The 25,775-nt window shown below is 71.9% G+C and carries 18 protein-coding genes and 1 pseudogene; 6 read left to right on the forward strand and 13 right to left on the reverse strand.

Annotated features, from left to right (window positions below; all coding sequences use genetic code 11):
• Nucleotides 1-34: 34 nt before the first annotated feature.
• Both ACMCNN_RS22440 and ACMCNN_RS22445 read right to left on the reverse strand, forming a co-directional pair.
• Nucleotides 35-2,869 (reverse strand): PAS domain S-box protein, encoded by a 2,835-nt coding sequence (locus ACMCNN_RS22440; RefSeq protein WP_412742486.1) that lies wholly within the window; start codon nucleotides 2,867-2,869, stop codon nucleotides 35-37.
• Between the two features lie 55 nt (nucleotides 2,870-2,924).
• A complete protein-coding gene (locus tag ACMCNN_RS22445; RefSeq protein WP_412742487.1) occupies nucleotides 2,925-5,132 on the reverse strand; it encodes an ATP-binding protein in 2,208 nt (735 codons plus the stop codon).
• A gap of 262 nt (nucleotides 5,133-5,394) precedes the next feature.
• On the opposite strand from ACMCNN_RS22445, the gene ACMCNN_RS22450 reads away from it, so the two are divergent.
• Nucleotides 5,395-5,952, forward strand: a complete 558-nt coding sequence (locus ACMCNN_RS22450; protein WP_412742488.1) for a hypothetical protein — start codon at nucleotides 5,395-5,397, stop codon at nucleotides 5,950-5,952.
• Between the two features lie 182 nt (nucleotides 5,953-6,134).
• Here the strand turns inward: ACMCNN_RS22450 and ACMCNN_RS22455 are convergent, their stop codons facing one another.
• Nucleotides 6,135-7,157 (reverse strand): BMP family lipoprotein, encoded by a 1,023-nt coding sequence (locus ACMCNN_RS22455; RefSeq protein ID WP_412742489.1) that lies wholly within the window; start codon nucleotides 7,155-7,157, stop codon nucleotides 6,135-6,137.
• 174 nt (nucleotides 7,158-7,331) lie between these two features.
• Between ACMCNN_RS22455 and ACMCNN_RS22460 the strand changes: the two genes are divergently transcribed.
• Nucleotides 7,332-8,795 carry a GGDEF domain-containing protein gene (locus tag ACMCNN_RS22460; protein WP_412742490.1) on the forward strand — a complete coding sequence of 488 codons (1,464 nt, stop codon included), beginning with the start codon at nucleotides 7,332-7,334 and terminating at the stop codon, nucleotides 8,793-8,795.
• An 18-nt stretch (nucleotides 8,796-8,813) separates the two neighbouring features.
• On the opposite strand, the gene ACMCNN_RS22465 is transcribed toward ACMCNN_RS22460, so the two are convergent.
• Together ACMCNN_RS22465 and ACMCNN_RS22470 are read right to left on the reverse strand one after the other, a co-directional pair.
• Nucleotides 8,814-9,647 (reverse strand): pentapeptide repeat-containing protein, encoded by an 834-nt coding sequence (locus tag ACMCNN_RS22465; protein WP_412742491.1) that lies wholly within the window; start codon nucleotides 9,645-9,647, stop codon nucleotides 8,814-8,816.
• Complete coding sequence (locus tag ACMCNN_RS22470) at nucleotides 9,644-10,105, reverse strand: hypothetical protein (protein WP_412742492.1); 462 nt, start codon at nucleotides 10,103-10,105, stop codon at nucleotides 9,644-9,646. Before ACMCNN_RS22470 ends, ACMCNN_RS22465 begins: the two co-directional genes overlap by 4 nt.
• A 73-nt stretch (nucleotides 10,106-10,178) precedes the next feature.
• On the opposite strand from ACMCNN_RS22470, the gene ACMCNN_RS22475 reads away from it, so the two are divergent.
• Together ACMCNN_RS22475 and ACMCNN_RS22480 are read left to right on the forward strand one after the other, a co-directional pair.
• Nucleotides 10,179-10,958 carry a hypothetical protein gene (locus tag ACMCNN_RS22475; RefSeq protein WP_412742493.1) on the forward strand — a complete coding sequence of 260 codons (780 nt, stop codon included), beginning with the start codon at nucleotides 10,179-10,181 and terminating at the stop codon, nucleotides 10,956-10,958.
• Complete coding sequence (locus ACMCNN_RS22480; RefSeq protein ID WP_412742494.1) at nucleotides 10,948-11,484, forward strand: hypothetical protein; 537 nt, start codon at nucleotides 10,948-10,950, stop codon at nucleotides 11,482-11,484. Before ACMCNN_RS22475 ends, ACMCNN_RS22480 begins: the two co-directional genes overlap by 11 nt.
• A gap of 21 nt (nucleotides 11,485-11,505) precedes the next feature.
• Here ACMCNN_RS22480 and ACMCNN_RS22485 read toward each other — a convergent pair whose 3' ends face one another.
• The 4 genes from ACMCNN_RS22485 to ACMCNN_RS22500 all read right to left on the reverse strand — a co-directional run bounded on the left by ACMCNN_RS22485 (nucleotide 11,506) and on the right by ACMCNN_RS22500 (nucleotide 17,906).
• Nucleotides 11,506-12,348 (reverse strand): aldo/keto reductase, encoded by an 843-nt coding sequence (locus ACMCNN_RS22485; RefSeq protein ID WP_412742495.1) that lies wholly within the window; start codon nucleotides 12,346-12,348, stop codon nucleotides 11,506-11,508.
• 237 nt (nucleotides 12,349-12,585) lie between these two features.
• Nucleotides 12,586-15,990 carry a trypsin-like peptidase domain-containing protein gene (locus ACMCNN_RS22490; protein ID WP_412742496.1) on the reverse strand — a complete coding sequence of 1,135 codons (3,405 nt, stop codon included), beginning with the start codon at nucleotides 15,988-15,990 and terminating at the stop codon, nucleotides 12,586-12,588.
• A gap of 144 nt (nucleotides 15,991-16,134) precedes the next feature.
• A complete protein-coding gene (locus ACMCNN_RS22495) occupies nucleotides 16,135-17,385 on the reverse strand; it encodes a hypothetical protein (protein WP_412742497.1) in 1,251 nt (416 codons plus the stop codon).
• Nucleotides 17,382-17,906, reverse strand: a complete 525-nt coding sequence (locus tag ACMCNN_RS22500) for a SigE family RNA polymerase sigma factor (protein WP_412742498.1) — start codon at nucleotides 17,904-17,906, stop codon at nucleotides 17,382-17,384. Before ACMCNN_RS22500 ends, ACMCNN_RS22495 begins: the two co-directional genes overlap by 4 nt.
• A 688-nt stretch (nucleotides 17,907-18,594) precedes the next feature.
• On the opposite strand from ACMCNN_RS22500, the gene ACMCNN_RS22505 reads away from it, so the two are divergent.
• Nucleotides 18,595-20,217, forward strand: coding sequence for a diguanylate cyclase (locus ACMCNN_RS22505; protein ID WP_412742499.1), 1,623 nt, complete (start codon nucleotides 18,595-18,597; stop codon nucleotides 20,215-20,217).
• A 120-nt stretch (nucleotides 20,218-20,337) separates the two neighbouring features.
• On the opposite strand, the gene ACMCNN_RS22510 is transcribed toward ACMCNN_RS22505, so the two are convergent.
• A complete protein-coding gene (locus tag ACMCNN_RS22510; protein ID WP_412742500.1) occupies nucleotides 20,338-21,924 on the reverse strand; it encodes a hypothetical protein in 1,587 nt (528 codons plus the stop codon).
• A gap of 229 nt (nucleotides 21,925-22,153) precedes the next feature.
• Between ACMCNN_RS22510 and ACMCNN_RS22515 the strand changes: the two genes are divergently transcribed.
• Nucleotides 22,154-23,059 carry an aminoglycoside phosphotransferase family protein gene (locus ACMCNN_RS22515; RefSeq protein WP_412742501.1) on the forward strand — a complete coding sequence of 302 codons (906 nt, stop codon included), beginning with the start codon at nucleotides 22,154-22,156 and terminating at the stop codon, nucleotides 23,057-23,059.
• Nucleotides 23,060-23,334: 275 nt separating this feature from the next.
• Here ACMCNN_RS22515 and ACMCNN_RS22520 read toward each other — a convergent pair.
• The 3 genes and pseudogenes from ACMCNN_RS22520 to ACMCNN_RS22530 all read right to left on the reverse strand — a co-directional run.
• Nucleotides 23,335-23,727 (reverse strand): annotated as a pseudogene (locus tag ACMCNN_RS22520) (nitroreductase/quinone reductase family protein); the annotation flags it as partial.
• Nucleotides 23,728-23,871: 144 nt separating this feature from the next.
• Entirely contained in the window at nucleotides 23,872-25,062 is a 1,191-nt protein-coding gene (gene eis / locus ACMCNN_RS22525; RefSeq protein WP_412742502.1) for an enhanced intracellular survival protein Eis, read from the reverse strand.
• Nucleotides 25,063-25,261: 199 nt separating this feature from the next.
• Nucleotides 25,262-25,675: a hypothetical protein gene (locus tag ACMCNN_RS22530; protein ID WP_412742503.1), complete on the reverse strand. Its 414-nt coding sequence runs from the start codon at nucleotides 25,673-25,675 to the stop codon at nucleotides 25,262-25,264.
• Nucleotides 25,676-25,775 lie beyond the last annotated feature (100 nt).

The following is a 25,775-nucleotide window of genomic DNA, read 5'->3' on the forward strand; positions in this document are numbered from 1 at the left end:
CTCAGATCCGGCGGCGCTCAGACCCCGGCGGCGCTCAGGCCCCGGCGGGTAGCCGGACGGTGAAGACCGAGCCGGACTCGGTGCCGGGCTCGTACTCGATGTCGCCGCGGTTGGCCCTGGCGAGTTCGCGCACGATATAGAGGCCCAGGCCGGTGCCCTTGACGCTGCCCGCCGTGGTGTCGGCGCGGGAGAAGCGTTCGAACAGGTTCGGCCGGAACCGCTCCGGGACGCCGGGGCCGCGGTCCTCGACCCGGATCTCGACGTGGTCGTCGAGGCGCCGGGCGGTGATCCGGGTGGCGCCACCGCCGTACTTGTCGGCGTTGGACAGCAGATTCGCCAGAATCTGGTCGAGGTGGCCGGGCTGGACCATCGCGGCGAGCCCGGCCGGGCAGTCGATGTCCGGATGCCGGGCACCGGGTACGGGCAGGATCGCCGCCTGCACGTGCTCGCACACGTCGACCCGCCGGGGGTGGGCGGTGAGACGCCCGGCCTCGACGGTGACCAGGGCGAGCACCTCCTTGACGATCGTGTCCAGCCGCCGCCCGTTGCGGTGGATGCTCTCGACGAGCCGGTGTTTCCGGTCGTCGGGCAGGTTGTTCCAGCCGTCGGTGGCGACCTCGGCGTACCCGAGGATCGAGGTCAACGGCGTACCGATCTCGTGGCCGAGCATGCCGATGAGGTCGAGTTTCAGCTGGTTGGCCGATTCGAGTTCGGTGTTGCGGCTGGCGAGTTCGGCGGCGGCGGCGTCGCGGGCGCGTTCCGCGGCCTTGCGGGCCGAGATGTCGGCGAACACCCCGATCAGGTGCAGCGGGCGCCCGTCGGTGTCGCGGACCAGGGACACGGTGGCCTCGACGTCGACCCAGCCACCGTCGGCGTGGCGGACCCGGCCCTCGTGGCTGTAGGCGTCGTGGTCGCCGCTGAACAGGTCCGCGATCTGGTGGCGCATGTCGGCCGCGGTGTCGGGGTGCAGCAGCCGGTCGGTGGGGGTGCCGATCAGCTCGCCGGTGGTGCGGCCGAGCATGGCGGCGAAGGCGGGGTTGACGTCCAGCAGGATGCCGTCGAGGCCGCGGACGATCTGCCCGACCGCGGAGTGGGTGAACTGGGCGCGGAACCGCTGCTCGCTCTGGTGCAGGGCGCGCTGCGCGTCGCGGACCGCGGTGATGTCGGTGTTGATCTCCAGCACGGTGCTGACGCCGTCGACGGCGTCCTGCACGACCTGACGGCTGAGGACCGTGATCCTCCGGCCGTCCGCGGACAGGTGTTCGAGTTCGCCGTCCCACATCCGGTCGTGGCTCAGGGTGTCTGTCTGTTCGGCCACGCTGCTGCCGCCGGGGAACGCGGTGGCCAGCAGCCGATGGGTGACCTTGCCGGTGGCGGCGGAGGCCGGCCAGCCGTACGTGGCCTCGGCGCCGGCGTTCCACCACCGGATGGTGCCGTCCAGGTCTCGGACGATGACGGCGGCCGGGATCAGCTCCAGCAGGCGGGCCTGCCGGCGCAGCTGAGCCTGGGCGGCGCGGGCGGCGGTGACGTCCTCGATCTGGCTCACCAGGTAGCGCGGCCGGATCCGTTCGTCGTGGGCCACGGCGGTGCGGATGCGCACCCACAGGTCGTGGCCGTCAGCGTGGCGGTAGCGGGCCTCCAGGGTCGCCGTCTCGGCCTCCCCGGCGGCCAGACGCGCCAGCACGGGCATGGTGACCGCGAGATCGTCGGGGTGCTGCAGCTGGGACACGCTCATCCCGGTGAGCTGCTCGACGGAATACCCGGTGATCGCGGCCATGGCGGGATTGGCCTGCAGGAAGACGCCCAGGTTGTCGGGCTGCAGGCTGGTCAGCACCATGCCCAGCGGCGAGTTGTCGAAGGCCACCCGGAACCGCCGCTCGCTGGCCTCCAGCGCCTTCAGGGCGACGGTGCGCTCGCTGAGCAGGGTGGCGTTGCGGGCGTAGTCGTCCGCGTGGCGCAGCGCGGCGCTGAGGCTGCCGGCCAGCAGCTCCAGCTGGTAGACGTCGCCCTCATCGAAGGCGTCCACCTCGGCGCTGGAGATTTTCAGTACGCCGATCGGCCGGTCGCCGCTGAACAGCGGCGCGACGCACATCGAGCGCAGGCCCACCTCGCGGCAGGCCTGGCGGTTGACCCGCGGGTCGGTCTCGCTGTCGCGGCACAGCACCGTGGAGCGCTGCGACATGGCCACCCCGGACAACGAGCCTTCGATCGGCAGCCGCAGGCCCAGGTGCACGATCAGTGTCCCGGCGGCCGCCACGTAGTCGAGGTGGTCGCGGTCAACCAGCTCGACCACCGCGCCGTCGGCGTCCGTGAACGCCTGCACCGCCTGCGTGGCGACGACCTCGAGCACCTGCGCCCGGTCGTGGGCGGCGGCGGTGACGGCGCGCTGCACGTTGATCGTGGCCAGCAGGATCTCGCTCTGCCGGTTGGCGCGGGCCGCGGCCTGGTAACGACCGGTGAGATCCTCGACCTGGACGAGTCGCCGCTCCGGCGACCCCTCGATCGGGACCAGCGTGATCTTGCAGGGCACGTCCGCGCCGTCCGGGCGCATGAGCCGCAGCTCGTAGCTGATCGAGGCGGTGGGGTCGTCGGCCACGGCCGCGTGCGCGTCCTGCCGTACGCCGAGATCGTCGGGGTGGGTCAGTGCCCAGCACCCGATGCCGAGCAGGTCCGCCCGGTCCCGTCCGAGGAGTTGACTGAAGGCCCGGTTGACCTGGATGAAGTGGGCGTCCTCGTCGATGATCGCCATGGCGAGAGGGCTGGCCTGGAAGGCTCCGCGCTCTGCCACGGGCGCCGCACCGGGCGGCCCCTCGGCCGCGCTCGGCCGCACGTGGTCACCGACCGCGCCGGCCTGACTCTGATGCCGCACGACTGTCACCCGTTCGTCCCAGACCCTTCCACCCATGGTGCGAACCCACTACTCATCACTCGAAGTCGGCCGGTGCATCGAGGATCTGAGCGCGTTCGGCGGCCGGCGGGCCGACCTGGGCCGGTGGCGGCTGTGTCGTCGCCACGGGGTCGAGGGGCAGGCGGACACACATGGTGGTGCCCGCGTCGGACGGGAGCAGCGTGATCTCACCGTGGTGGCGCTGCGCGATGAGCTGGGCCACGGGCAGGCCCAGGCCCGCACCGGCGATGGCGCGTTCCGTGGTGATCTGGCCGCGGTAGAAGCGCTGGAAGACGTGCGGGCGTTCGTCCTCGGGGATGCCGGTGCCGGTGTCGGCGACGGTCAGGTCGGCCCAGTCCTCGCCACGGGTGAGGCGTACCTCGACCCGGCCGCCCGCGGCGGTGAAGGTGATCGCGTTGGTCAGCAGTTCGGTCACCATCTGCCCGAGCCGCTCGCGGTCGCCGGTGATCATCAGGTCGGCGGGCAGGCAGGTGTCGATGGTCTCGTGTGCGGCGTCGGCCGCCGGTCGGGCCCGGTCGACCGCGGCGGCGACCACGTCCGCGAGGTCGGTCGGGGCGCGCCGGATCTCGGCCTGGCCGGAGTCCAGCGCGGACAGGTCCAGCAGGGCCTCGACGAGGCGGCGCAACCGGTCGCTGCCGCGTCGGATCGCGGCCGTCATCGGCGCGGCGTCGGCCAGGGTGGTCGCCGGGTCGGCCTCCTCGAGCAACTCGATGTACGCGGCGATGACCGTCAGCGGGGTACGCAGTTCGTGGCCGACCAGATGCAGGTACTCGTCCTTGCTGGCGGTCAGGGCGTGTTGGAGTTCCTCGGCGCGGCGGCGCTCGATGAACTGGCCGATGTGCGCCGCGACCCCGGACAGCATGTCGACCAGGGCGTCCTGCGGGTCCTCGATCCGGTCGGCGAACAACGTCATCACGGCCAGGGTCCGGCCGCCGGAGGAGATCGGCAACGCGAGCGCGGTGCGCAGCCCGAGCTGGTCGGCGGCCTCGACGAAGACCGGGCCGCCGGGGACGCTGACGTCGGTCTGCCAGACCGGTTCGGCGCGCTGCCAGGCCGTACCGGCCAGGCCCTGGCCGGGCGTCAGGCGCGCCGGTGGGTTGATCTCGCCGGCCAGCCCCGGCGCGCGGTAGCGGTCGATGTGGCGCAGCACCTCACCGCCGGAGGTGGGTTCGACCAGCCACAGTTCCGCGTACGGCCAGCCGAGCGTCCCGGCGACCGCCTCCAGCACCCGCGGCGCGGCCTCCTCGACGGTCTGCGCCTCGTTCAACGCGAGGGTGACCGCGAGTTCACATCCGCGGAACCGCTCCGCGCGGCGCCGGATGGTGACGTCGTGGAAGACGGACACCGCGCCGAGCCGCCGGCCGTCGGCGTGGGTGATCGGGTGGGCGTTGACCGAGTAGAGCCGCTGCCCGCCCTCCGGCGTGTTGACGACGTGCTCGACCGCGTGGACGTGCCGGCCGCTCAGGGCCCGCAGCACGGGCACCTCGTCGGCGGTGAACGCCCGCCCGTCCGGGTGGGTCACCGGCAGCGCGGGCAGCCACTGCTCGGGGGGCTGGTCGTCCGCCGTGATCCCGAGCCGGATGCGCAGCGACCGGTTCACCATCACCAGGCGCCCGTCGGCGTCGCAGGCCAGTACGCCGGTGTCCAGGCTGTTGAGCAGGGTGTCCAGGTAGCCGCGCTGGGACTCGACCTCCTGGCGCGCGTACCGCTGCCCGACCAGGGCGGTGCCGGCCTGGGCGGCCTCGTCGACCGCGGCGAGTTCCCCGGCCAGCCAGTGCCGGGTGCGCGTGTCCATCACGGCGCACACGCCGACGATCTCGCCGTCCGGGTCGCGGACCGGGAACCCGGCGTAGGAGCGGATCCCCATGGCGTGCACCGGGGCCTCGGCGGGCACCCGGGCGTCGGTGCGCACGTCCTCGATCACCAGGGGAAAGCCGTACTGGATCACCAGGCCGAACAAGGTGTGCGCGGCGGGAATCGGCTCCTTCCGGGGGTACCCCGCGGGCACCTCCCAGCCGCCGATCAGCCGGATCGAGCGGCCCTCGGCCACGTGGATCATCGCGGTGGGTGCGGTGGCCGCGCGTGCGACGAGCGCGGCCAGCCGGTTGGCGGTGCTCTGCACGGGTCCGCCGGGTTGCATTCTCAGACCGGCCAACGCCTCGCCCCGCACCGCGGGAGTCGTCGAGGCGTCGACCGAGGGAGGCTTCCGACCCGGCTGCGCCACGCCGGTAAGCGTACCCTCCGGGCGTTCGTTACAAACCGGGTCGAAGCAGATGCCCAGCCGATGATCTCCACTCGTTCATCGGGCCACCTGCGCGTGCAATTTCTTCCGAGCGGTGAAGGAAGTTACGTTCTCATTGCAAGGTCTTGCAGTCGACCGTGAACGCCCTAGGCTGTCCCTGCCAATAGTCCAAACAGGATAGTTTGGCCATGCCGGACGAACCCTCGCGGCCGGCCAGACCTCCCGCACCCCTCCCTGGAGAACCATGCGTTCGATCACCAAGGTCGTGATCGCCCTGCTCATCGGCCTGCTCGGCGGCCTGATCCCGGTCGCCTCGGCCAGCGCGTCGACCCCGTCCCCCGCGCAGCTCGGCGGGCTGGACCTCGGCGCCTACTGCCGCGCGATCGGCTGGGCCGACGCCGCCCTGACCGGCCCCACCGCCTACGACTGGCACTGCGTCGCCAACGACGGCCGGCGCGGCGACCTGACCTTCGACGCCGCCTGCCGCTGGACGTACTCGACGGGCGACGCCGTCGACCGCATCGGCGACTTCCGCGACCCCGCCTCGGTCACCTGCTTCCGCGTCACGCCCACCGTCACCACGCCCGACTTCGAGCACTACTGCACAGCCACCGGGCACAGCGCCGCGGTGCTGCTCGGTGCGAGCGTCTACGACTGGCGGTGCGTCTCCTACAGCCGCGCCGGACCGACCTACTACAACGTCTACGTACGGGCGGTCTGCCAGTGGACGACGGCGCAGACGGCCGCCATCGACCGGTTCGTCAACTACTCCAACGCACGCAGTTGGCAATGCCGGGTGTGAGCGGGGTAGCACGGCGACCCGGGTTCGTGGTTTCATAGACAGCGGAACGGCCGGACATCTTCCCCCGTGGATGCCCGGCCTTTCCTATGTCCGGCTTTCCTATGTCCGGCTTTCCTATGTCCGTAGCGCGTTTCCGCGCCGCCCACAGTGGATCCCGGCGTTTGTCGCGGGTGGACCGGTGATCAGCCGGCAGCCCCGCCCGGAATCACGATCTTGCCCTCGGTCAGCTGCTGCTTCAGGCCGTCGAGCTGGGACTTGATGTCGTCGACCTTGCCACCCGAGGTGGCGTACTCGACGCCCTTGGTCTGCAGACCGAACGTCACCGTACCGGCGGTGAACTTGCCCTCGCTGACCGACTTGATGAACTCGAACACCGCCGTGTCCACCCGCTTGATCATGGAGGTGAGGATGACGTCCCGCAGCTCCGGGGGGACCAGCTGATACTGGTCCGAGTCCACACCCAGGGCCCACTTGCCGCTGGCCTTCGCGGCCCGGAAGACACCGAGGCCGGAGCCCCCGGCAGCGTGGTAGACGACATCGGCGCCGCCCGCGTACATCCGCGCCGCGGCGGCCTGGCCGGCCTTCGGGTTGATGAAGCCGGAGCAGGCCCGGGCCGGCGTCGACAGGTACTTCACGTCCACCGCGGTGTCGGCGCGTACGGCCTTCACCCCGGCCTCGTACCCGACCTCGAACCGCTTGATGAGCGGCAGGTCGCAGCCCCCCACGAACCCCACGCGGCCGGTCCTGCTCTTGAGCGCGGCCACCGCACCCATGAGGAAGGACCCCTGGTCGTCGGCGAAGACCAGGTTGGTGAGGTTCGGGGCGTGGACCGTGTCCACGTCGACGGCGGCGAACTTCGTGTTCGGGCAGTCCCGCGCGGCGCGCGCCAGCGGGCCCTTGGTCGGGTCCTCACCGGCGTAGACGAAACCGACGGCGACGACGGCCTGGTAGCCGGCGCCACAGAGCAGCTTCAACCGTTCGTACCGGGCCTCGTCGTTCTCATCCTGCAGCGCCTCGAGCTCTTTGATCTGGACATCGAGGCCGGTTTTCGCCCGTTCCAGGCCCGCGGCCGCCGCGTCGTTGAACGACTTGTCCCCGCGCCCGCCGATGTCGTAGGCGAGGCCGACGGTGACCGCCTTGTGCGCGGTCTGGGTCGACTGACCGGCGCTCGCCTGCCCGCATCCCGCCGCAGCCGCCAAGGTCACCAGCGCAGACGCCGCGAAAAGGACCGATCTTTTTGCCAATGTGCGGGGCACCGCTGCGCATCCTTTCGCTGACGATTTCCGAACGATCTCGGATGCCCTCATATCGGAAAACGTACGACCGATATGAGGTTCAGAAGTCAGCAGACTTCGAAACCGCGCGAAGAGGTTTTGTCAGTGGGTGCAGTCAGACGTTCCACCGTCGTGATGCTGACGGCTGCCCTCATCTTCCTGATCGCCGCGCTCGGCAGCGCCGCCTCGGGCCGGGCCAACGCGCTCAAGACCGAGCAGTCCGAACTCGCCCAGCGTTCCGCCGTCGGCTCGCACAAGATGAGCGAGTTCTTCGAACGCGCCGGCACGATCGTCGAGCTGGGCGGCCGCAACTACTCGTTCGTCGACTACTACGGCGGGGACGCCTACGGCGACCGGGGCCAGCTGCCGCTGAAGGCCAAACCGACCGACCAGACCGTCGAACGCGTGAACCAGGACCTGGCCCACCTCGGCCGGATGTACGCCGACCGGATCGGGGTCGCCGCCTTCGTCGACGTCTCCGGCGTCACCAACGCCGCCGTCGTCCACGGCGAGCCGGTCGCCCGGGACAAGCTGCGGCAGAACAGCCGCACCGCGCCGTACTTCCAGCCGGTCTTCGGCGTCTCCCCCGGCGTCGTGCGGCAGTCCCGGCCGTACCGTTCGCCCGCCATCGGCGACTGGGTGATCTCCAGTGGCACGCAGGTGCTGATGCCCGACCACATCAAGCACGCGATGGTGCACTTCGAGATCACCGTCGAGGGTTTCCGCCGCGAACTCGACGGCGGGTACGGGCACCTGCTGATCGTGGACGCGAACACCGGCGCGGTCGTGATCGACAGCGCCCGCCCGCAGCAGAGCGGCCAGCCCCTGGGCGACCCGGCGAACCGCCGGTTCACCCCGCTGGTTGGCCAGTGGCAGGAGGCCGGCCTGGTGAAGATCGGTGGACGCCAGGCCGCCTACCAACGGGTGCCCTCGGAGGTCGGCAACGACAACCACTGGTACGTGGTCACCGTCGCCCCCGCCCCGCCCGGCCCGTTCACCGGGGTCGGCGTGCTGAACGCCGTCGTCGTGCTCACCGCCGCCCTGATCATCGTGTACGCGGTGATCATGCTCCGGAAGAGCCAGTCCGCGCTGGTCCGCGCCGCCAACACCGACCCGCTCACCGGCCTGCGCAACCGGCGCCGCCTCGAAGCCGACCTCGCCCTCCTGCTGCCCAAGTGCAGCGTGGACGACCCGCTGTATCTCACGCTCAGCGACCTCAACGGCTTCAAGGCCTACAACGACACCCTCGGCCACCCCGTCGGTGACACGCTGCTGACCCGCCTCGGGCAGCGGCTGGCGGAGGCGGTACAGGGGCGCGGCGGCGCCTACCGGATCGGCGGGGACGAGTTCTGCGTGGTCGCCCGCGCCTCGGACATCGACGGCCCCGACGCGCTGATCGCCCTCGTGAGCGAGGCGCTGCGCGAGGACCACGACCGCGTGCCCGTCACGGCGTCGCACGGGCTGGTCGTGCTGCCGCAGGAGACCAGCGACCTGAGCGCCGCCATGAGTCTGGTCGACCGCCGGATGTACCAGCAGAAACACGCCGAACGGGTGCGGGCCGACCGCTGAGCCGGATCGCGGCCGCCGTCAGCGGCCGTGCAGGTGTCCCTGGCAGGTGCCGCCGTTCGCGTCGCTGACCGTGGCGTCGGGACAGGTAGTGTGCGCCCAGACGACCTGCACGATCGACGCCCCGGTCAGGTCGGCGCCGGTCAGGTCCGCGCCGGTCAGATCGGCGCCGTCGAGTTTCGCGCCGCGCAGGTCGGCGTCGCGCAGGAACGCACCGGCCAGGCGGGCGTTGCGCAGGTCGGCGGTGACGGTCGCGGGCGGCGGGTTGGCGGCCCACGCGTACGTGACAATGCCGGCCGCCGCCAGGACGGCCGCGACCAGCAGCTGCCGCAGGCACCGCGCGAACGAGGCCTTGAGCGCCTCGTGGTTGGCCACGTCCTCGACCGCCTCGATACGCCGGTCCAGTGCCGCGATGCCCTCGCGCACGCGCGGGTCCGGGTCGGGTTCGCCGAGCTTGGCCACCAGGTCCGCCCGGCGCCCGATCAGATCGTCCGGGCTCGCGGCGCCCTGCAGGAACTTCGGCCGTCGCCGGAAGAACGCCACCACCGCGCGGAACTCGGGCGCCGGGCGTGCCCAGTTCTCGGCCAGGTCCGAGATCAGCACCTGGACCGGTAGCAGCACCCGCACCGCCGACCAGATCGCGAAGATCACCGCGCCCAGCCCGAGCAGCACACCGGCCCCGGCCGCCCAGAACCGCGGCGACCCGGCGGCGAGCCGGCCGATGGCGGACACCTGGCTGCCCGCGATCAGCGCGGCACCCACCGCGGCCGAGCTGGCGATGAGCCACTTCGCGGTGTCCCGGATCCGCTGGTTCGCCGCGGCCAGCGGGGACTGCGGTGGCTCCGGCGCTGTCACTCCCGCGGCCCGGACATGCCGGGCCGGGTCACCACGATCGGCGGCAGGTCGTCGTCGCCGACGGCCGCCAGCGGCGGGACCGTGTGGACGTCGGGAAACACAGAGCCGACATCGCCGGTACCCAGTGCGCGCTCGGTCAGCGGACGGTCGCTGGCCACCCGGGTGCCGTAGTACGCCAGCACCGCTTCGATCTCGCCCACGGACAACGCCACCCCGGCGTCGATCGTCGGCCCGGCGCTCACCAGGGCGGCGGGATAACCCAGCATCAGCGCGTCCGGCCGCAGCTCGGCGCCGAACAGCGGAGCGACGTACGGGGTCTCGCGGTCGGCCGGGAACGCCACCAGCAGAGGTTGCACCGCACCGTCGGCGACGTACACCGCGCCGACGCGGCCGAGCACCCGACCGTCGGCGGAACGGACTTCAGTCGACAACAGACGGCCGACGTCGGGAACTTGCATGGTCACCTTCCGCGAACGACTGGTTACGATGACTGCGCCCGGCTTCCAGCGTCGCCGCCATCGAGGAGCTTACTTGTCCGAGCCCTCGCCGGATTCCCCGCTCGTCCGAACGACGGACACCGACGGCTTCCACAACCCGATCCTCTACATCGAGGAGTTGCGCCGGTTCCCACTGGCCGGTTGCCGGGTACCCGCGCCGGGCACGGCGATGGTGTTCCGTGGCCGCAGCGGGCGCCTGCACGCGCCCCCGGGCGGCTACACCGCCGGGGAGATGGTGTTCCTCGGCCCCCGCACGGGATACCGGATCGACGTCTCGCCGCACGCGTTCACCGCGGTCTTCGAGGTCGAGGAGGCGGTGTTCGTCGAGGTCGGCGGCCGGTGGCGGGTCACCGATCCGGTCGCGGTGGTCGCCCACCGCGTCAGCGATCTCGAGTACGCCTGCACGGCCGAGCTGCGCCGCCGGATCGCCGCCGCCGCGTCCACCGTGGACACCACCGCCGTGGACTCCGCCGCCGTGGTACGCGGCAGGCTCCGGGCCGCATGGGCCGACGGCGTCCGCGTGCCCGGCGGCGTGCGCCTGGCCGACCTGCGGGTCGACGCGACCCTCGCCCGCCTCCGGGACCGGATGGCCCGGCTCCTGGTGGCCGACGACGAGGAGCCCGACCCCGCCGATCCGGGCGGCGCCGATCCCGGGCAGCTGTTGCAGGAGCTGCGCGGCCTGGCCCGCGACGGGCTGGCCGCGCACGGTACCGACGGTCCGGCGGGACGGGCGCTGGTGCGGTTCCACGAGCTGGTCACCCGGATGGGAGACATCCTGCCGGGCACGGGCGAACAGACCCACGATGATCGGTGACGCGCTGAACCTGCTCGACCGCCTGTACGCGTGGCTGCCCGGCACCCTGGACCGGCTGCCCGCCCGGGCGCTGACGTTGCTGGTGGTGCCGCTCGTGGTGGCGGTGGTGTTCGTGGTGCCCCGCGTGGTCGTCCGCCGGGTGCTGCCCTGGCTGGGGCGCTACGTCCTCGTACCGGTCACCGCGCTGGCCGCCGGCGCGCTCGCCGCGGCGGCGCTGGTCGTGGACTTCCTGCTCGCCCGGCTGTTCCGGCTGTGCCGGCTGCCGCTGACCGGCCTGCACTACGCGATCGGGGACTGGGCGGTCGGCGGCAGCCGGGGGGTGCGTGGGGTGACGCGCGCCCGCGTCGGGCAGGCCGCGCGGTGGCTGAGCCGGTTCAGCCCCGGCGTCCTGCTGCTGTTCTCCCTCGTGGTCACGATCCTGTGGAGCGCCGGGTACTGCGGCCGCAATCCCGCGGCCGGGTGCACCGGCCCGATCACGCAGTGGTGGGACGACCTCTGGGACAGCTGGCAGTCCGTCCTGGGTTGACGGCGGTGCCACCACGGAGCCTCACGGCGCGTGCGTGGGGTCCCAGCCGGTCACGAGCCCCTCGTCGAGGTTGTCCAGGGTGGCCATCTCCTCGGCGGTGAGGTCGAAGCCGTAGACGTCGGCGTTGGCGGCGATCCGCGGTGGCCGGGTGGACTTGGGCAGCTCGACGAGTCCCTTCTGCAGCCCCCACCGGATCAGGACCTGTGCGGTGGAGACACCGTGGCTGCCGGCGACGTGGACCAGCGGCGGATCGGTGAGCTTGCTTCCCTTGGTCAACGGGCTATAAGCCTCCACGGCGATGCCCGCCGACCGGCACAGGTCGACCACGTCGCGGCGCGAGCGGTAGTTGTACGGCGACAGCTCGATCTGGTTGACCGCCGGCGGCTGCTCGGTGTTGGCCAGCAGCTCGTCGAGGTGGCGGGTCATGTAGTTGCTCACCCCGATGGCGCGGACCCGGCCGGACTCCAGCAGGTGCTCCATGGCCCGCCACGTGTCGAGGCGCAGTCCCGGCACCGGCCAGTGCACCAGGTACAGGTCGACGTAGTCGAGGCCGAGCCGCCGGCGACTCGCCTCGAATGCGTCCAGGGTCCGCCGGTAGCCGTGGTCCTCGTTCCACAGCTTGGTGGTGACGAAGACCTGCTCGCGATCCAGACCGCTGGCGCGCAACCCGGCGCCCACGTCCGCCTCGTTGCCATAGACCCGAGCCGTGTCGATGTGCCGGTACCCGGCCGCCAACGCGGCCGTGACGGCCGCTCGCGTCTCGCCACCGGCCGCCGCCCGGAAGACTCCGAGCCCCAGCCGCGGGATGTGGACTCCCCCGCGCAGCTCGACGGTGTCGGACAGGCCCGTCAGCTGAACGTTCACAGCGCCTCCAGTGTCATCGCGGTCGCTTCCCCGGTGTGGATGGATCGGCCCGGTGCCGCGGGCCGGCCCGGTCGATTCTGCACCGGCCCGCCCCGCCCACGCCGCCGCGGCGGTGACGTGGCGGGCACTGTTCGAGGTTCCGGGTTGCGTTTGGGGAAGTACGTGCCCGGCCGTCGGTCCGCCGCGCCGTCGACCATGACCTCGATCAGGCCGAGCATGAACCGTGCCGCAGGGCGGTTAGTCGTCCTTCTCCACCCGGAGCAGCACCGGCAGCAGCGCCCACCGCAGCAGGCAGCCCGCCCGTTCCCGCAGCGTCGCGCCCCGCGTACGGGCCAGGGTGGCCAGCAGCGCGCGAGCCGCCTCCCGCTCGCGCCCCAGCAGGCCGTAGGTGAGCGCCGCCTCCGACCGCAGCGCCACCGGCAGGCTCGCGTCACCGGCCAGCGCCAACGCCTCGACCGGGTCGACGTAGTCGAGCAGCGCGCCCAGCGCCGCCCGGCGCAACCGGAACGGCTGGTGCCCGTCGTGCACCCAGGCGGAGATCAGCGCATACACGTCACGGTGCCGGTCCGGGACCCGGCGTTCGTAGTCCAGCAGCAGCCGCAGCCGCCGCGCGCTCGGCTCCTGCGGATCGCCCGCCAGGATCGTCGCCGCATGCCAGGCGACCGGCTCGTACGCCGAGGGGACCAGGCCCGGACCGCCGAGCCGTGCGGTGGGCTCCCCCAGCATCGCGATCCACTGTGCCCGGTAGGTCCACGGGATCGGCCGGGTCCGGGCGAACCGCTCGGTCGCCGCTCTCGCCGCCTCGACGCCATAGTCGGTGAGCTGGCGCATGCCCAACGACACCAGCCGCTGGTACTCGGCCGACTCCTCCGCCATGGCCGGAGCCCGCCACGCGCGCGCCTCGAAGTCGTCGCCCGCATCGAGCCGGCCGGCCCGCGCCGGGTCGCGTGGGCGGTCGTCGAGATAGAACACGAGCAGCAGGGCGGCCTCCTCGCGCTGGTCGGCCGGGCGGCGCATGTCGAGGGCCCGGCGCAGTAGCGCACTGCCCCCGGCCGCCGCCTCGCCCGCGCGGGCGAGCAGGTCCAGCGCCCGCATCCGTACGCCGAGGTCGGGCGCCGTCTCGGCGTACTGGACGAGCCGCTGCAGGGCGTGCCGCCGCTCGTAGCGCGGCGCCGAATCGACGATGACGAACAACGCCCACAACCGGTCCTCGTCGGACAGTTCCGTCTCGTAGGCGAGGCGGATCAGCTCGGCCAGCCCGGTCTCGTGGTCGGCGGCGATCTCGCTGGTGACCAGCACCCGCGCGGCCTCGGCGCGCTTGCGGACCGACAACCGCTCGTCGACGATCAGCCGGACCACCCGTGCGGTGTCCCGGGTGCGCTGCAGGATCGCCCGCAGCGCCTCGCCGACCGCCGGGGTGAGACGTTCCTCTGTCGGTCCGCGCCGGGGCTTGTCGAGGACGCGGCGCTCGGGGGCGTCGCGGACCTCCCGTACGGCCGTCTCGGCCAGCTCGATGATCCCCGCGGCGTCGCCCGACACGAGTACGCCGCCGTCCTGGATCATCGCGGCCATCTGCCGCAGGTGCGGGTACTCGCCCTTCTCGCCCGGCGTCATCAGGGCCTGCACGACAGGGCCGGTGTCGTGCCCCGCGTCGCCCCACGCGGCGAGGGTGAACAGGCCGAGGCTGTCCGGTCCGGTCCGGCGCACCCGCTCCAGCCAGGCCTCCGGGTCGAACTCGTCGACGAGCACCAGCGACGCCAGGTACTCCGCGAAGCTCTGGTGGATGAACACCAGGTCGTCGCCGTAGACGGCGACCAGTCCGGTGTCGACCAGCAGGTCACGCATGTGTTCGGCGGTCACTCCGAGCGGCGTACGCCGGTACTGCCGGGCGATCCACAACGGCAGGGCGTCGCGCAGTTTCCGGCCGTGCCGCAGCTGCTGCACGGCGAGGAAACTCAGGCACGCCAGGCGGTCGTCGAGGATCCGTTCACCGAACGCCTCCGCCTGCCGGCCCAGCGGCGCCAGCTGCTCGCGCAACGCCGCCCGTACGCCGAGACGCTGCACCCGCAGGGTGAGCAGCACCCGGACGAAGGTCTCGTAGAGGCCGGCCCGGTCCAGCGGCAGCGGCAGCGTGGGTTTCTCCTCGAACACGATCGCCGCGATCGTGGCCAGCAGCGGCACCTCGACCAGCGGCGCCAGGCCCGCCGAGGTGATCGCGTCGAGGAAATCGGCGGGGTCCACCGGCGACTGCTCGCCACCGGGCGGTCGGAACCAGTTGCCCGCGAACGTCCTGACCATCGCCCAGTCGAACGGGCGCAGGTCGTATTCGCCCAGCCGCTTGGTGCGGTCGCTGCCGGAGAGGCTGGCGCGCAGCCGGGCGAACTCCCGGTCGTCCAGCGGGCGGCTGACCACCACGAACCGGTTCATGGAGCCGTACCGGCCGACCCGGAAGCCGAGCACGTCGACCAGCTCGCGCCGCGCCGCGCGGTCGAGGACCTCGTCCAGGCCGTCGACCAGGATCAGCCAGTCGGCGCCCGGGGTCGGCGGGCGTTCGAAATGCTCGGCCGCCAACGGGACGTCCAGCCGCCCGCCCAGGTCGTTGTTGACGGCGCGGGCCAGCGACTCGTACCAGGCGCCGCCGGACAGCAGATCCTGCGCCGCCGCGCGGACCGCCACGACGCGGCCGAGCGGCGGCACCGCCGCGCCGTCCGGCTCGCCCAGCCACCAGTCCGCGGACATCGCCACCAGCTGCTGGATCAGTGTGCTCTTGCCGCCGCCCGGGCCGCCGACCAGCAGCGCGTTACGGTGCCGGCGCAACAGCTCGACCGGGCTGATCACCACGGGTCTCCCGGCGCGGCGGCTGGTGGTGGCCCGCGTGCGCTGCTCGACGTAGACGCTGGACAGCGGCGGCGGCTCCCGCCGGGTCAGCGTGGCCACCCGGTACGGGTACCGTTTGGCCACCTCGCGCTGCGCCATCAGCAGCGTGTGCAGCGACGTGCCGGGGCGCGGCCGGATCAACGGCGGCAGGTCACGCATGTGCGAGCGCAGCACCGCCCGGTTCAGCCGGAACGCCCGCTTGATCTCCCACGCGGGAATCATGTACGCGCTGCTGCCCTGCGCGAGCCGGCCGGACTTGAGCATGCCGCGGACGCTCTCCGAGCCCTCGTACTCCACGACCGGTGAGCCGCTCATGCCGGGCACGATGTGCGCGTCGCTGAGCAGCTGGTACCGCTCCGACTCGCCGAGCAGCGGCACCAGGCGGCGTTCCAGGGCCACCTCGCCCGTCGGGTTGAGGGCGCTGAACCCCTCGACGAACAGTGTCTCCACGTCCCGGCCGAGGGGGCTGGGCTCAAGGTAGGCGGCCGGGTTGTCGAGCGTCTCCACGCCGACGAAGGCGATGTCCGGCGGCGGGTAGTACCGGCTGCCGTCCCGGCCGGGCGGGTCGCGCATCAGGACGCGACCGGTGAGGTCGGGTCCTGCCCAGCCGATGACGACCCGGTCGTCGTGCTCGACGACGTGCGCGCAGGTGACCACGATCCGCGCCGCGACGAAGAAGCCCGTGCCCCGGAACTGGCCGCCGGCCGACCGGATCTGCACGACATGGGGGCTCGCGGGGGCGAGCCAGGCGTCCGGGTCGCTCATCGCCCTCCCCTCCCCCACCGCCGGGGTCGGGCCGGCGGGGCGTCGCCGCCGCGAGGATCTCGGCGGCGACTGTCCACGCTGCCATGCCGACGCCCATCTGCGTAGCCCGAACGCATCCGTCCGGGAGGGCGATTGCCGGTGGTGTCACCCGAGGCCGCGGAACATGACCGTCACCGGGGCGGTGAGTCCGGGCGGTTCGGCCACCGGGCGGCACCGATCAGCCGCCCGGCACCACCAGCGACCGCCCTCCGGCGTCTCCAGCACGAACGCGTCGCCGGTCAGCCAGGACAGCTCGGCGCCGGCGGGCCCCCCGGTCGGTATCGGCCGCCACCGCCCGGCGCTCAGATCGGAGGTACGGACCAGCACCGTCGTCGAACCGGTCCCCGCGTCCGCCGACCCGACGTCGAGCGACACCCAGCCGCCGTCCGGCGAGACGTCCCCGCCCTGGACCGCTGCCGCCCCCTGCGCACCGCACCAGCCCGCATGGCCCTGCGGCAGGGTGACCGTGACCGGAACGACGTCCACGCAGTCACCGGCCTTGCGCAACACCCGGCCGTCGTCCGACATACCCCAGGCCGGGAAATCCGACGGTGTGATGGTGAATGCGCCGGTGTGGAAACCCCACACCGCGCCCCGCGTAGGTGTGCCGTCCCCGGCGCCCCCTTCGAGCAGGGCCACGTCGTCGGTGGCCCCGAGCACGACGGGTCCCATCCCTTCCTCGAAGGTCCGCCGCCCGATCTCGCGCAACGACGGCAGCTCGTACGCCGCGACGCGGGTGCTGTCGTGCGCGACGACGAGGACGCGGTTGTCCGGCGAGACCGCCAGACCGCCGAACACCTTGCCCACCGAGCGGGCCGTACCGTGATCCGGGACGAACCACACCTCCCTGATCGCGTCGGGTGCCGGTTCCGCCGTCACGATCCACCCCCAGTGGACGCGGACGGCCTCCTTCGCGGCCCGCCCGCCGCCCAGACCGAGCGCGACCGTGGTGCCGTCCGCGCGGTACACGGTGTTCCCCGCCAGCAGATCCAGCCGGGCACCAGCCGCGGATTCCAACGGCGCGGGCCGGTTCGGCTCTGGCTGGTTCGGCGCGGGCTGGTTCGGCGCCGGCTGGTTCGGCGCTGGCTGGTTCGACGCTGGGCGGCTCGGCGGTAGGGCCGTGGGACGGGTGACCAGCGATCCGGTCAGGACGGCCGCGACCACCGCGGCGGCCGCGCCGGCCGCCAGGGCCCGCCTCCGCCGGCGGATCCGCTGGTTTCCGGCCCGCACCACGTCGGCCGCCCCGAATCGGGGTCCGTCGTCGACGGTCCCGGCCCGGCTCTCCAGCGTCGCGACCAGCCGTTCCGCGAACGCATCCGTCGTCTCATCCCGCACCGGTCGCCCCTCGTCGCTCATGACGTCACCGCCTCGGCCAAGTCGCGCTCCTCACCCAGTCGCCGGCGCAGCGTGGCGAGACCGCGGGAGGCGTGACTCTTCACCGTGCCGCGGGAGATGCCGAGCACCTCGGCGATCTCGGCCTCCGCCAGGCCCTCGTAGTAGCGCAGCACCAGTACCGCCCGCTGTTTGGCCGGCAACGATCGCAGGTGCGTCCACATCGCATCCTGTTCGACAGCGGCGTCCGGGCCGGTGCCCGGCCCGTCCTTGGCGCGGTCGGGAAACCGGTCCACCGGCCTTTCCCGATACGGCCGGCCCCGCCACCACGACGTCGCCGTGGTCGCCATGGTCCGCCGTACGTAGCCCTCCAGGGCGCCGGGATCACGGATGCCGGCGAACTTGACGAACGTCTTGACCAGCGCCGTCTGCACCAGATCCTCGGCCCAGTGCCGGTCGCCGACCAGCAGGTACGCCGTACGCAACAGGGCTCCGGAGCGGGCCGTGACGAAGCCCTGGAACGCCTCCTCGAGGCCCTTGTCCACGCATCCTCCTCAGGTCCCACCGTCCGTTCGATGGCCAAGGTAGGACGCGGGGACACTCCCACCGGTTGTCCCGGCGCAGCGACAAACGTCCCCGACGTCCTCCCGCCGGTGTCCGGCGCCCCGACGCGTCGCTGTCGTCAAGGGCGTGAACGCCGTGGCGTCTGTGGACGGTCGCCGTGCTGGGCGATGTCACAGGCGCCTGATGATCGCGCTGGCGGCGTCACGGACCCGCGTCGCGCTCGACGGCACCGACGCGGCGCGGATCTGACCTTCGTCGTGTCCGTCGAAACCGGGCTCGCGGTGACGCTCGTGCTGTTCGCCGCCGTCGCCAACGATGTGAGCCGGGGCCGTCAGGCAGTTCTCGCCAGCCTCCAGCCAACGGGAAGGACTGAACCGCTCGATGGAGCACAAACATGCCAAAAGTCGCGTTTAGGCATGAGTGCCCTTTTGTGATGCTTTGAACAGCGAGGCGTTCTCCACGATGAATCCCGCGGTCGTCGCTCGTCCCCGGCGAATGCCGCCCGCACCGCTCGCCCCCGGCGAGTTCTGCCGGCGTCACCCGTCGGGCCGGGGACCGCGGCGGAGAGCGCAGCTCCCGGGGTGGCCCGGAAGGTGCCGGCGCACCCCGAATGCTTTAGCCGAGGCCGGTCAGGGCCGATGAGGCGGGTAAACGGCTGGGGGTGACTTGATGGACGGCGCTGCTACTGACGAACAGTCGGCCGCGTTGATGGCGCGTGAGCTGTCGGCTGCGGTGCAGGCGCTCGAGGAACAGGTCACCGTGAAAGCCGATGCCGGTTACGCCGCCGCCGTGGAGTTCCAGCGACGCGCCGCAGCCCTCGGCGACGAGGATCTCATCGTCCGGACACGCCTGCTCCACGCCAACATGCTCAGGCGGACCGGCGACGTCGCGGCGGCCACCCGCGAGGTCCACGAGATCCACGAGTGGGCTCTCGCGCACGGCGACCGGCGGCTGCAGGCTCGTACCCATGTGGCGTGGGCGTGCGTCAACCGGCTGACGGGTGACACCGCCAAGCGCCTGGAGCACGCGCTGAGCGCGGTCGAGCTGCTCGACGAGACCGCCACCCCGTACATGCAGGTCTGGCACCGCTGGCTGCTGGCCGATGCGCTGGCTGATCTCGGTGACATGGAGGCGGCGCGTCCGCGTTTCCGCCAGGCCGAGACCATGGCCCGGGAGCTGCACCAGTGGGAGCAGCTGACCATGGTGCTGAACAACTGGGCCGTTTCCGAGTACGAGAACGGCGACTTCCCGCGGGCCCGGGAGGTCGCCGGCCGGATGCGCGAACACGCGGCGGAGCACGGCTTCGACCTGGAGCCCGCGCAGCTGGACACGATCGGCGCGATCCAGATCGAGAACGGCGAGTACGCCCAGGCCGAGCAGACCATGCTGGTGTGCATCGCGCGGCGTGACGCCGGGGAGAGCGACAACGCCGATGATCTGGCCGAGTACCTGCTGAACCTCGCCCGTGCCCAACGCGGATCCGGCGCCATGGACCGGGCCCAGGCGAGCCTCGACGCCGCTCGCGACCTGTGCGTCGAACGTGAGCTGCAAGGGCTCATGCTCCGGGTGCACCAGGAGCAGGCCGAGCTCCACGCCGCCCGCGGCCAGTTCGCCGAGGCGTTCGCCGCGCAGAAGGTTTTCGTGGCCACCAAGGAGGGCCTGCGTGCGCGGCAGGAGCAGGCGAAGGCGCTGACCCGGCAGACGCTGTTCGAGACCGCCGAGGCACGTGAGGAGGCCGGCCGGTTCCGGGAGCAGGCACGCCGCGACCCGCTGACCGGCCTGCGGAACCGCCGTTTCGTCGACGAGGAACTCTCCGCGCTGATCGCCGCGAATCCCGACCTGACCGTGGCGATCGCGGACATCGACCACTTCAAGCAGATCAACGATCGGCTCTCCCACGACACCGGGGACCAGGTGCTCGTGCAGGTCGCCAAGGTGCTGGAGACCGAACTGGCGGCCGTGGCCCCGGAGGGGTTCGTCGCCCGGCTCGGCGGGGAGGAGTTCCTGCTGGTGCTGCCCGCTGCCCCGGTCATCCTGGCGACCCGGCAGCTGGACGGGATCCGGCGCGCGATCAGCGAGTTCGACTGGCACGGGATAACGAACGGCCTGCCCGTCACGGTCAGCATCGGCGTCGCCGGGGTCAGCGAGACCTCTCCGCGGAGCCAGTCCGCGGCGCTGGCCACCGCGGACCGCAACCTCTACGCGGCGAAGAACGCGGGCCGCAACCGGGTCGTGGCCGGAACGCCGCCCGAGCCCCGCCCCCGCGCCTACCGCGACCGCGAAGCGCCCTGAGCCCACCCTGTCCGGCCACGCGATCCGGCCCGGCCACGCGATCCGGCCCGGTCGCGGTCGTCCTCGAACTCTGCGGTCCCGGTCGCTTGCCGATCTCCCGGCATGCCCCCAGCGCCAATCTCAGGCAGCGACCACGGTAAGGACCAGCGGACCGGAAGGAATCGGCTTGCCGGCGTTGTTCGGGTAGCCCCACATGCTCGTGTTCCCGGCTTCGTCGGTCAGTGAGAACCCGATCGTGTACTGCCCCGGCGCCAGTCGGCCGGTCGAGACGGCGAGGTGGAAGATGCCGGTGCCGTCATCGTGCTCACCGCCGTACATTCCGCCCTGCGAAGCTCCCGTGCTGTCGTAGATCGTCGCGCTGAACCCCGAGATCGGGGCGAACTCGTCGACCTCGACCGTGACGTCGAAGCCGAGGCCCCACGCGTCCTCGGTCTCCTGCTGCGTCCACGTCGCCTTGGGCAGCTTCGCCGAGAGCACGACCGGCGCCTTCTCGTCCGGCACCCGGGTGATGGTGAGGCCGAGATCGGGGGCACCGTACGCCGTGCCGTAGAACGCGACGTTGCCCGCGCCGTCGGTCAGCTTGACCCCGTCGATCTTGCACGAGCTCGCCCAGCCCGACGGCATGACGATCTCCACCGAGACGGTGCCGTCCTCACTCAGCACCGGAGTGTGCGACGGCTGCGAACACTGGGACAGGTCGACGTCGACGGAGGCCAGGCCGCCAACCGCGCCGTGCGGCGTGAACGTGAGCGCCGTCGACGCCGGCTTGCGCCAGTTGTTGACCTGCGGCTCGGTCAGGGCGAAGTTCGACGCGTTGACGACGTCGTTGCGGCTCACCTGGATCGGCGCCGGCCCCTCCGGCGAGGTGTCGGTGCGGGTGTTGCCCCAGCTGTCGGTCAGGTCGAGCCGGGCCACCTGCCACGTGCCGGACGGCGAGCCGGGCGGCACGACGATCGCGACAGGACAGGTCACCCAGGTCGGGTCGTAGGCCGTCTCGCCGTTGCAGGACCACTGCGAACCACTCTGGGTGAGCTGGAACGTGGAGCTCAGCCGCTTGCCCTCCGGCCCGGCGAGCGTGAGCTTGCCCCGCCGGAAGGCGGACTCGTCGACGATCTGCGCCCGGTAGCGCAGCGTCACGCCCGAACCGTCGTCGTAGAAGCCACGCGGCTGGTCGAAGTCGAAGTAGAGCTGCTGGGCGACCGGCCCTTCGGTGTCGACGAGCTGGGTCACGGCGAGCGCGGCCGGACCCGGGTCGCGCACGGTGCGGGCGTGCGCGACATCGTCGGCGATGGTCACCTTCGTGACGCGCCAGACGGTGTCGGCCGCCGACGAGTAGCGCGGCACGGCGAACTCGTACACGTACGTGGACTCCTGCGCCGTCCCGGACCCCCCGACCTGCGAGCGGCCCCAGTCCAGGTCGTAACTGACCGTGCGAGGCTGGCCGACCTGCTCGTCGCCGGCGAACTGGCGCAGCTCGATCGCGCCGTTGATCCGCTGGGCCTTGGCGGCGCGGTCGGTGATCGTCCACGTGAGATTGACGACGGTGGGATCCTGCGTGACGTCGACCCGCGTGCGGTCGAACGCGATCGACGTGATTTCGAGAACCGGACCGGCGGCGGGCGCCGCCACGGCCGGAGTCGTGATCGTCAGGGCAACCGCGGCGGCTGCCACGGTGGTGACAAGCGTGCGGAGGCGCCAGGACTTCATCTGCTCTCCCCGTACAACGAGATCCCTCGATGGGATGGTGCGCTGAGGATAGCCACGGGCTACGACAGGATTCGTACACGGGCATGGTGGAACCTCGCAGTGACCATCGCCTGCCTCGGCGGCCGAGCTGCCGGATGCGGACGCGAACGAGCCACCCGGTCGGCGTGCGAGCTGCACAATTGATGGCGCCGAGCCGTAACCCGGAGCACAGTCGAGGACCGCGCCGCCGATGAACGCCAGACCGATGCCGCCCGCCGAGGTGGACGTCAGCCCGGCACTGGTACGTCGGCTCGTCGCCGAACAGATGCCGGATCTGGCCGGCCGTCGCCTCCGGATGCTGGCGCACGGGTGGGACAACGTCATGGTGAGGATCGGAGACGACCTCATCGCGCGACTACCCCGGCGGGTGGTCGCCGTCGACCTGGTGCGGCACGAGCAGCGCTGGCTACCCGGCCTGACGTCGCGGCTCCCCCTGCCGATCCCGGCACCGGTCCGCCTCGGCCGGCCCGGCCCCGGCTACCCGTGGCCGTGGAGCGTGGTGCCGCACCTGCCCGGGGACATCGCATGGCGTACCCCGCCGACCGACCACGGCCGGGCGGCCGTAACCCTGGCTGCGTTCCTGGCGGCGCTGCACGTGCCCGCACCGGCGCAGGCGCCGCGCAACCCCGTACGTGGCATTCCCCTGGCCGACCGGGCCGGACGGCTCGCCGACAACCTGGACCGGCTGGGCGCCGCGGTCGACGGCCGGGCGGTGACCCGCATGTTCCGGACCGCGGCCGAAGCACCCACCTGGGACCGGAGTCCCGTCTGGCTGCACGGCGACCTGCATCCCGCGAACATCCTGGTCGACGGCGGTCGGGTCAGCGCCGTCATCGACTTCGGCGACATCACCGCCGGCGATCCGGCCACCGACCTCGCCGCCGCCTGGATGCTCCTGCCGACCGAGGACCACCGCACATTCTGGGACGCCTACGCTGCGGCCGCCCAGCATCCGGCCGATGACGGCCTGCGGATCCGTGCACGTGGCTGGGCTCTGGTGCTGTCTGTGGCCTTCCTCTGCCACTCCGCCGACAACCCGTTGATGGCGGGCATCGGGCGCCGCACCTTCGACGCGGTTCTGGCCGACGATGCCTGACGGGGCGCAGCGGTCCGGCGACGGGCCGCTGCTCGGCCCGCCCGAAGTGGCAGATGAGCGTGCCGAAACTCCGTAGCCGGAGCAGCGCCGGCTCGGTAGAAGGCGGCATGAGGTCTTGGATCTTCACGGCCGAACCCGTCGGCTCACCCGACGCCTACCGTCTCCGTCGTGACTACTACGCCGAGGTCGCCGGCCGCTACTGGAAGCGACCGGCGACCTCGGACGAGATTGATCAGGGCCTGACCGGGGACGGTGCCGAGCTGCTGAAATGGTCCTCAGGGGAAGGTGACCTCGACGAGCGGGCTATTTGCCACCCAGACCTCGTGCTCCTGGCCCGGCCTGCTCGTGAAGTCGCCGAGTGGGGCGAGTAGCCCGGCGAGGACCACCTCTCGCTCGGCCGGGTCAGTGATGGGGCGGGCGGTCGCCGGCAGATCGGCGGTCGCGGACTCTTTGAGGTGGAACGTGAATCCCGGCTGCGCGACCAGGTTGGCGTACCAGTCGCGCGGCCGGCCGGGGGTGCCGGTGATGTAGTACCGGCCGTTCAGCCGGTGGAACCAGATCTCGATCCGGCGCGGTTCGCCAGACTTGCGCCCGATGGTGGTGATGTCGATGACCCGATCCTGCGCCAGCGCCGTGGCGGTCTCGTCGCTCATGTTCGCTGCTTTCCTCGTCGTGGTCCGAGTGTCCTTGAACGGGAACCTCCGACGAGGGTGTCGCTATTTCCACCGCGAACAATCTTCCCAATACCCATCGGAGATGGCAGTCATGGCGACGGGATCGGGGTGGTTTCGAAGTCACCGTGAAACGAGCGCTCAGAAGTAGTCGTGCAGCGTCGGCGCCGGGCCGGCGGTCGCAGTGCGCAGCAGCTCGTCGGTGTCGGCGTCCCCGCCCGCGAGGAAACCACTGCGGCGCAGTTGCTGCGGCGTCGCCGCGCCCGCGTACCAGGAGGCCAGACCGCGCGGTGTCAGCCGGACGGTCCCCGCGCCGCCCGGCTCCAGCCGGCCGTTCCCGCCGGAGAGCACCAGACGGTGGCGGCCCTGGTGCCACGGACAGACATCGTCGGTCAGCTCCAGGTCGACCTCGCCGGTCAGGCACCGCGGCCAGCCGCGGGCGGCGACCGCGGCGGGTGCATCGACGACACGCAGCATCCACGGCTGCGTGGACCCGGGCTTGGCGTCACCCCGTGCCAGCAGCGACCAGACCGGGTCGGACGTGCCCAGCCGGACCAGGACGGTCGGCGCCACGCTGGCCCAACCGCCGAGCATCGCCAGCAACGTACGCGTCGCCTCTGGCGTCAGTCCGACCAGATCGTCCACAGTGAGCTTGCCGCCCGCGTCATAACCAGGGCCTCGGTCCCACCTGGCGTACCCGACAAGGGTGCCGTTGCCGTCCACGGCGACGGTGAACCCGTGGTAATCGGCCAGCAGCTGCGCCGGGGTCGCCCCGAACGTCGGCCCGGAACGCTCCATCATGCCGGTGCCCGCCCGCGCCACCTCGCGGTAGATTTCGCCGACCGCGGGGAGGTCCGCCTCCGTTGCCGGTCGCAAGGTGGTGCCGGCATCGGGGCGGATCTCGGCCAGCACCCGGGTCGGCACCGTGTAGTAGGTCAGCGCGCCGACCTCCTCCCAGCCCAGTGCCCGGTACGGCGCCGGGGTGGTGTCGAACAGCGTGCTGATCACCGCGCCCCGTTCCCTGGCGCTGTGCAGAAGCTCGGTCAGCACGAGCCGTCCCAGGCCGCGTCCACGCAGTTCGGCCGCTGTCGCCACGCCGGCGACACCACTGGTCGGCACCACCCGGCCGCCGAACCATTGGCCCTGCTCGCGGTCCACCGCCTTGGCGACCATCCGCCCGCCCGGCTCGAAGACACCGAGCGTGCGCCGGCCCGGGGAATCGGACGCCCAGCCGTCCGGCATGGGCTGCTCGTGGTACCCGAACGCGAGGCTGCCGAGGTCCCACGCGAGCCGCTGATCCCCGGGCCCGAGAGGCCGCACCTGGTACGTCACACCGGACATCCTGCCAGCCGTTCCGCCGGCAATCGGCCATCGTCTCGGAACCATCTTTCCGTGCGGAGGAATTGGCCACCGTCGCCGCCGAGCGCAGCGCGCTGTTGGCGGCAGATTCGGATACGACCGGAGCGGCCCCAATGCTCTTGACATGCCCGGCGATCTTGGCAAGATCCGTGGCTGCTGCGACCCTCCATGGTCACGGCCACTCCCAGTGCAGCGAGACGGACAAATGGACGATGTATGGACCATCTCCCCAAACGGCGCAGCCGGAAGGGTCGAGCTGACGTTGCGCGCCGCCTCGCGGCCGCTGGTGGCCGTCCTCTCTGACGCGGAATTCGCGAGCGTACGGACCCTGTTGCCGGAAGTCGCCGAGACTGTTCAGCGCGGCGAGTTCAGTCGAGTCCGGCTGGGAACAGCGTTTCGGAACACGATCGGCCGGGATCCGTTCCGCCAGATGACGGGTGCGCCGGCGCAGCGAGGGTTGTTCGCATGGTGGGCAGATTGCGCGTACGTCGTCATCGGTCTCAGCTTCGCGGCCGACCACAGCCACTGGCTGCGATTCGCGGGCTATGTATTCGCTGCCGGCGCCTTCGGTGATCTCGTTGGGCACGCTCGGCGCAGGCTCCGCCGACAACCGCGTCGCTGACGAGGTGCATCTGGCGGATGAGGATGTCGCCCGCCCGGCGTTTGGACGGCTGGGGCCGGGCCGC

It is taken from the genome of Krasilnikovia sp. MM14-A1004, from assembly GCF_047159485.1.
GTDB lineage: Bacteria > Actinomycetota > Actinomycetes > Mycobacteriales > Micromonosporaceae > Actinoplanes.

Bases quoted from the DNA above. Each gene is read 5' to 3' on its own strand.
- ACMCNN_RS22450 (WP_412742488.1), top strand. From the start codon at position 5,395: ATGCGTTCGATCACCAAGGTCGTGATCGCCCTGCTCATCGGCCTGCTC.
- ACMCNN_RS22470 (WP_412742492.1), bottom strand. From the start codon at position 10,105: ATGCAAGTTCCCGACGTCGGCCGTCTGTTGTCGACTGAAGTCCGTTCC.
- ACMCNN_RS22480 (WP_412742494.1), top strand. From the start codon at position 10,948: ATGATCGGTGACGCGCTGAACCTGCTCGACCGCCTGTACGCGTGGCTG.
- ACMCNN_RS22490 (WP_412742496.1), bottom strand. From the start codon at position 15,990: ATGAGCGACCCGGACGCCTGGCTCGCCCCCGCGAGCCCCCATGTCGTG.
- ACMCNN_RS22495 (WP_412742497.1), bottom strand. From the start codon at position 17,385: ATGAGCGACGAGGGGCGACCGGTGCGGGATGAGACGACGGATGCGTTC.
- ACMCNN_RS22505 (WP_412742499.1), top strand. From the start codon at position 18,595: ATGGACGGCGCTGCTACTGACGAACAGTCGGCCGCGTTGATGGCGCGT.
- ACMCNN_RS22510 (WP_412742500.1), bottom strand. From the start codon at position 21,924: ATGAAGTCCTGGCGCCTCCGCACGCTTGTCACCACCGTGGCAGCCGCC.
- ACMCNN_RS22515 (WP_412742501.1), top strand. From the start codon at position 22,154: ATGAACGCCAGACCGATGCCGCCCGCCGAGGTGGACGTCAGCCCGGCA.